This is a genomic window from bacterium (genome assembly GCA_026398675.1).
GTDB lineage: Bacteria > RBG-13-66-14 > RBG-13-66-14 > RBG-13-66-14 > RBG-13-66-14 > RBG-13-66-14.
On record JAPLSK010000105.1, the window covers coordinates 1 to 7,005 of the forward strand.

The following is a 7,005-nucleotide window of genomic DNA, read 5'->3' on the forward strand; positions in this document are numbered from 1 at the left end:
CGGCTTTCACGGATTGTCGTGCGAGTACATTGCCGGCCACCTGCGGGAACTCGCGCCGCAGCCGGCTGCGGGCCGCGTGGTGGTCGCACACCTGGGCAGCGGTTCCAGCCTCACGGCGTCCCCCTTTTCAAGGGCGCAGATGCCGGTAAGCCCGGCCCGGGTCACCGCCGGCATCCGGGGCTCCAGGTCGCCCCAGAAGGGGGTGAATTCGATGGTCCAGCCCCCGTCGCCCAGTCGCACGGCGGGCATCTCATCGGAGAGCACGTGCCATCCCGGTCTGCCGATGAGATTCCCGGCGAGGGTGCTTTTCCCGCTGCCCGAACGGCCGCATATCAAAAAGCCTCTTCCCCGGGACGTGACGATCCCCGCGGCGTGGAAGAGGAAGCTCTCCGGCGGCAGGAGGCACATGGCCGCCCATGCCCGGAGCACGAAGTCCACCCCCAGATAACCGCCCAGGCAGTACTTCACCCGGGCGCCCGCCTCGGTGGGAACCAGCTCGAATCGGGGTTCGCGAATCACGCGCCGCCCGCTCACCTCGGGGTAGATTAACCGGAAACCGAGCTCGATGTTGTAATTCACCACCGGCATCTCGTCGAAGGTGATGGTAAGCGGGGCCGGTCCGTCGGCGAGAAAGGGTCGGTAGAGCTCCGCGAGCTTGGTGGACAGCGTCCGCGGCAGCTCGAGGGCCAGCTGTCCGCCGATGAAGTGGATGGTGAGCCGATCGAGAGGTTTTATCATCACCGTCGAGTGCGTTGATTCCCCATCCGGTCGAGCGCTTCCAGGAGCTTAAGCGTTTCCTCCACCGGCAGGCCGATGACGTTGGTCACCGAGCCCTCGACCCGTTCCACGAGGTTCCACCGCTCGTCCTGGACGGCGTAGGCGCCGGCTTTATCGAGGGACGAACCGGTGGCGACGTAATCGTCAATTTCCCCGGTGGTCATCCGGCGGATCCGCACCCGGCTGTCCACCCGGACGGTGAGCGGGTCTCCATCGGGCGCCAGCATGGCTGCCACGCCGGTGGTCACGGTGTGCTCCGCGCCTGCCAGGGCGGCGAGCATGGAGCGCGCCTCTTTCTCATCGCGGGGCTTCCCCAGCACCCTTCCCCGGAGGCGGACGATGGTGTCGGCGGCCAGCACTACCTCGCCGGTCAGGCGCGACTTCGCGACCGCCCGTGCCTTGCACACCGCCAGTTCCACGGCCTGAACCGGGTCCGAGTCGGGCCAGAATTCGTCCACATCCGGCACGACGACGGTGAAGGAAACCCCGGCCTCTTCCAGGAGCTTCTTGCGCCGGGGGCTTCCGCTGGCCAGCACTAGAGGGTGGGTCATCGGCCTCGCTTCAGTCTTCGTCGGATTCCTCGGTCTTCGGCTTGGGAGCCAGGAGGACGCTTTTTATCCGCCTCGGCGTCGCCTCGATAACCTCCAGCCGGTACCCGCCGTTCTCCACGACCGCGCCCGGCTTGGGAATGTGGCCCAGCTCGGCGATGATGAAACCGCCCAGGCTCTCGTAATCTTCGTCGGGGAGGAGGCAGCCCACCGTCTCGTTGACCTCCTCGATGTCGCACCGGGCGTCCACCAGGAATGTGCCGTCCCCGAGCTTGTGGATGAGCTCCTCGTCGTCGTCGAACTCGTCCTCTATCTCCCCCACGATCTCCTCGAGGATGTCCTCGATGGTTACGATGCCGGCGGTCCCGCCGTACTCGTCCACCACGACGGCTATCTGGTTCTTCGTGGCCTGGAACTCGGCGAGGAGCCTGCCGATGAGCTTGGTCTCCGGGACGAAGATGGGCTCGTGAAGGAGCTCCACCGGGAGGGGTTCCTCGGCTTTGGACCGGTCGAGGGTCAGAAGCTCCTTGACGAAGAGGATGCCCCGGATGTCGTCAATGGTATCGGAGTAGACCGGGACGCGGGAATGCCCGCGCTGGGTGACCGCCTCGATGACCTCGTGACGCGGGGCCTCGATGTCCAGGCAGAAGACGTCTATCCGGGGGACCATCACTTCCTTGACCGTTTTTTCCGGGAAGTCGGCGAGTTGGCGGGCCATCTCCCGCGCCTGCTCGACCACCTCGTCCCCCTTTGTCGCGGGTGACGGGTGGGGCGTCACCCAGCCGAAGGGGTCTTCCCGGTCCGGCCTCCGACCGGACAGGCGGATGAAGGGCCACGAGATGAGAAAGATGATGAACCACGCCGGCGCGACCGCCAGGGCCAGCGGCCAGAGCAGACCGCGCAGGACCCGGTGCGGCTTCGCCCCCCGCCCCAGGGCCCGGGGAAGGAGGATGACGACGACCGAGACGAGTACGGCCGCCGCGGGCCAGGCGACCCAGACGGCCCATGTCTCGGCCGTCAGACCGCTGAAGAAGGACTGACCGGTGATGACCGCCCCCACCCCGACCAGGGCCAGGAGGACCGGGAACAGGCGTAGAGTCCACGGGGATGAGGCGTGAGCCTCGCCCTCCCGGTGCAGCCGGGGGCCCAGCTGGGAGAGGGAGTAGTTGACGAGGAAGCCGACCAGAAGAAAAACCCCGCACAGGAGGCCTTCCAGCCACATGACGCCGCCGGTCATCGGCCCCCCTCCTCAACCGGAGCGGACCGATCCGTCGGATGCGTGGTGAATGGGGGGACGGGTTGGGCGGGATCGTCGTTGGGCTCCCGCCCGTAGGTACTGGGAGGGTACTCCGCTTCCATCACTGGGAAGCCTCCTCGATGGGGGCAAATAGTAAGACTTGGGAGAGTGAAAGGTGTCCACTTCCCGGATCAAGATAGCACAAGAGGCTGGACGGCGTCAATTAGCGGAACTTGCGTCCGCCTTTCCTCGGGCGTCGAGCTCGCGCCGGAGCGCGTTCAAGAGGGGGGTCAGCGTCTCGGACGGCGCCCGTATTCCGTCCGCCAGCCGGCGCGCCTCGGAGTAGTCGCCCCGGCCGAACTCGAACAGTGCCAGGAGGAAGTCCATCTCTGGCGTTTCTCCGTACCGGCGGGCAATCTCCTCTGCCTCGACCCCGAGCCCGAGGTACGCCTCGACGACCCCGGACCGCGGGTCGTCGGGCAGCCTTTCCCGGAAGGCGATGGCCCCGCCGGTGGGAGTGAACCAGCGGGGGAGTATCTCCGGCAGATCGGCGGCCGGGGCTCCGGTTTCCAGGGCGCAGAGCCCCCACACCGCGCCGCGGTATGCCGCCTGGGCCACCCGGGACAGGCTGACCACGCTAGCCGGCGCCAAGTCCAGCGCCTGTCGCAGGAGCCCGGGTCCCAGTGGCGAAAGCGGGTCCGCGGCCAGCGCGCCCACGGCCCGGAAGGTGAGCCGATCCGCGGCCAGGCCCCGCAACCGGGCGGTGAAACCCATCCCGTTCTCCAGATACGGGTCGTCGGTTTCCAGCTCCGCGAGGCGGTGGAGGCCGCCCAGCCGCTGGTACCGCCACGGCTCGTCGGGGGAGACCGGACGGTTGACCGCGTCCAGCTCGGGGTCGTCGGGGTAGCCCAGCCGGAGGGTCAGCCCGAGAGGCCGCTGGCCCCCGATGCCGAACAGCGGTTGAACGGTGTTGATCGAGAGCTGGGTGGCGCCGCCCCCCGCGGCCCAGCGCCGGGCGAAGGCATCCCGGGCGTTGCGGCGCACCTGGCCGTAGAGGGTGGGGTAGACGGTCCCCAGCGGCCCCCGGTTGAGGTTGCCCAGCTCGTCGAGGACCAGGGCGTCGGGCCGGAGGCCCTCCGCGGTGAGCTCCAGGGGTCCGAAGAGAACGTCGTCGCCCTCGCCGAAGTAGAGCGCCCCCGGGGTGAGCTCTCGCAGGGTGTCCTGGGCGCCGGCCCTGGCGATGGCGCCCGAAAGCGGCCGTTCGGCGGTCGCCGCCGAGTAGGCCCACCAGCCGAGACCCAGCGCCAGAGCGACACCGGCCAGCGCCGCCCCGAGTTTCTTTTTCTCCCCGAGACGCGCTTGGAGCCATTCGGCGCCGAAGGCCGCCCAGACCGCCGCGAGCATCACCAGGGGCGCCAGGTAGTCCAGGGGGTCCACGATGCGGTAGAAGAACAGGACCAGGGCGGTGAGGACGGCGGTGGTGAGTCCGGCAACCGCCAACCCCTTACTCCTCTTGAAGAGCTCGGCGAGCCCGAGGGGGACCAGCGCCCACAGGGGCCAGGGGATGGAATCGAAGAGCATCCCCCCCGCCGCGGGGAACGCCGCCGCGAATCGGCTTCCCTCCACGTAGCTGTAGGCGTAGCTCTTTCCGGTGAGGTGCGCCCAGAGGTTGGGCAGGTTGCCGGCCATGCCGTAGTCGTAAGCCTGATCGGCCCCCGCACGGAGCGGCAGGTACAGGTAGGCCGAGAGCGGGATTATAAAAGCCGCGACGGCCAGGCCGATCCAAAGCGCTTTTCCGCCGCTCTCGACCCCCCGGGAGGAGCGCCAGAGGCACCAGCCTAAGACCGGGAGCAGCACCACGGCGGAGTAGTGATTCGTGAATAGCAGCCCCGTGACGAGGCAGAGCGCCAATCCGTTCCACGGGGAGGGCCCGTTGTCCCGTCCGCCGATCGCCCTCGCGGCGAAGAAGAAGGCCGCGCCCAGGAGCAGGTGCTGGAGGGCGTGGACCTCGTAGGTGAGCGCCTGACCGGTGACCAGGGGTCCGCAGACCCAGACCAGGGTGCCGATGAGGGCTGGGATGCGCGAAAGGCCGAAATTCCGGAGCCCGAGCCAGAGGAGGGCCGCCCCGAGCGCCGCCGCCAGCAGGGCGAGGATGTTCCCCGCCAGGGCGGGGGGAACGCCGATACCGCGCCCCAGGCCGATGAACAGATGGGACAGGAGGATGAAGGAGGGGTAGCCGGGCGGGTGGGCGACGCCGAGGTTCGCCGCGGCGCCGGCCAGCTCCGTCGAGTCGCCGATGTAGAAATCCCGCGCGGCGAACGACCCCCAGACGACCAGGGAAGCGAGGGCGATGGCCGCGGCCCAGCCGAGATCCCGTCGGTTCATCGTTCGTCGGTGGATTGGAGCCGGGCCAGCTCCGCGTATCGGCCGTTTTTTTCCATCAGCTCACTGTGGGTGCCGGCCTCGACCACGCGACCGCCTTCGAGGAAGATGATCCGGTCCGCGTCGCGGACGGTGGCGAGCCGGTGGGCGACGACCAGGACGGTGCGCCCCGGGAGGACGTCTGCCAGGGCCGCGTTTATCCGGTCCTCGCTCTCCGAGTCCAGGTTGGCCGTGGGCTCGTCCAGGGCCAGTATGCGGGGATCGCGCAAGAGGGCGCGGGCGATGGCCAGCCGTTGCCCCTCGCCGCCGGAGAACTGGCAGCCCCGCTCGCCGACCTCGCTCGCCAACCCGTCGGGGAGGCGGCGTACCACGTCGTCCACCTGGGCCAGCCCCAGTTTTTCCCAGAGCTCGCCCTCGTCGGCTCCCGGCTTGGCCAGACGCAGGTTCTCCGCCACGCTGCCCGCGGTCAGGGTAACCTCCTGGGGGACCAGCGCCTGGAGCCGGGCCAGAGCGGCCCGATCGTAGCTTTCCCGGGGTTTCCCGTCGAGGAGGACGCGCCCTTCCGTCGGTTCCAAAAGGCCCAGGGCGAGGTTCAGCAGGGTTGACTTCCCGGCGCCGCTGGGACCCACAATGGCCGTCATCTTCCCGCGGGGCGCGGTGAAGCCGACCTTGTCCAGGATGCGCTCCCCCCCGGCTTCGTACGCCACGTCCTCGAAACAGAGCTCTCCCTCGATCCCGACGACCTCCGCCGGCCCGCCGGTTTCCACCGGGTCATCGAGGAGACGGGGATTCGGCAGCTCCCTGAGCTTTCCCTTCCCCAGCGGCAACTCCTCGGGGGCGCCCCCCTTGGGCCAAGAGAGGACCGCCGCGGCCCGGCCGATTTGAATACCCGCCGGCACGAGCGCCAGCCGGGCCCGGGAGAGGTTTTTCAGCGGCTCGAAGGCGATGGCCACCAGGCCGAGAAACTCGAAGAGGGAGCCGGTGGTCATCGCCCCGCCCCGCACCAGCCCGGCGCCGTAGATGAGCATCCCCATGAGGCCGGCGCCGGCCACGAGCTGGACCAGCCCGCGGAAGGCGCTGGTTATCATCTCGCCTTTGAGGCGGTTCTTGAAGTAGCGGTGGGCCAGCTCGGTGAATTTCACCGACTCCCGTCCCGCGGCCCCGAAGGAGGCCACGACCTCGATGGCGGACAGCCTCTCCCCGGCGTAGCCCAGGATGCGGGCCGAGGTGTCGGCCACCCGCTCGGAGTACCGGCGCTGGTGACGGTTGACGAGAACAACCGCGACGGCCAGAAGCGCGAATACACCCGCCAGGTAAAGCCCGAGCTGCCAGTGGCGGAGCACGACCACCGTCCCCACGATGGCGACGGTCAGGGCGTTCTGGGCCGCCTCGCGCAGGGTGACCGTGGCTTCGAGGAACCCCTGGGAGTTTTCGTGGACCCGGGAGAGGATCTCGCCGGTTTTGGAGCGGGTGAAATCAACGTAGGGGACGGAGAGCAGTTTCCTCAGGCAGGCCCGGCGGACGCGCGCCGTCAGGTCGAGCCCGATGCGGGCGGAGGCGTAGATGCCCAGGAAGGAGAAGAACCCGGCGGCGAACATCGCCACGGCCATCGCCGTCGGCAGGAGCCAGAGCGCCGTGGAGTGCGGATCGGCGAACCCCCAGGATTCCAGCGTCCCGAGCACCTCCGGGGCCTTCCCGCCCAGGATGTCCACCAGCCAGCCCAAGAGAATCGGGAAGAGGGTCTCCAGCCCGGCGGCCAGAGTCGAGCCGATGACGGTGACCACCGCCGGCAGCTTGTACCGCCGTAGGTAGCGCCCGAGAGCCCGACCCAGGGGTAGGAGTACGGGTTCGTCTTTTTTCACGTTAAAAAAGCGTAGCTCCGCTCGCCGGCCGATCTTTCAGCGCCGTTAGGATACCATCAATCCGGAGTAAAAACGAGTGAACCGAGCGAACCGAGCGAAGCGAGCTACGCCCCCGGCGAACCGAGTTACGCCCCTGGCGAACCGAGCTACGCCCCCGGCGAACCGAGTAACGCCCCGGCGAAAAAAGGAGCCCGGCCCC

Annotated in this window: 4 protein-coding genes and 1 pseudogene; 1 reads left to right on the forward strand and 4 read right to left on the reverse strand. The window is 68.7% G+C overall.

Translation table 11 applies throughout. From position 1 onward, the window contains the following. Positions 1-118, forward strand: a pseudogene (locus NTW26_02385) (acetate kinase). A gap of 619 nt (positions 119-737) precedes the next feature. Here NTW26_02385 and NTW26_02390 read toward each other — a convergent pair. From NTW26_02390 to NTW26_02405, 4 genes are all read right to left on the reverse strand, one after another. Continuing rightward, the gene (locus tag NTW26_02390; GenBank protein MCX7021121.1) at positions 738-1,328 is read right to left on the reverse strand and encodes a Maf family protein; all 591 of its coding nucleotides are present in this window, start codon (positions 1,326-1,328) and stop codon (positions 738-740) included. 10 nt (positions 1,329-1,338) lie between these two features. Further along, a complete protein-coding gene (locus NTW26_02395) occupies positions 1,339-2,562 on the reverse strand; it encodes a hemolysin family protein (protein MCX7021122.1) in 1,224 nt (407 codons plus the stop codon). A gap of 219 nt (positions 2,563-2,781) precedes the next feature. Further along, a complete protein-coding gene (locus NTW26_02400; protein MCX7021123.1) occupies positions 2,782-4,947 on the reverse strand; it encodes a DUF2723 domain-containing protein in 2,166 nt (721 codons plus the stop codon). Beyond that, a complete protein-coding gene (locus NTW26_02405) occupies positions 4,944-6,806 on the reverse strand; it encodes an ABC transporter ATP-binding protein (GenBank protein MCX7021124.1) in 1,863 nt (620 codons plus the stop codon). Before NTW26_02405 ends, NTW26_02400 begins: the two co-directional genes overlap by 4 nt. Between the last annotated feature and the right edge of the window lie 199 nt (positions 6,807-7,005).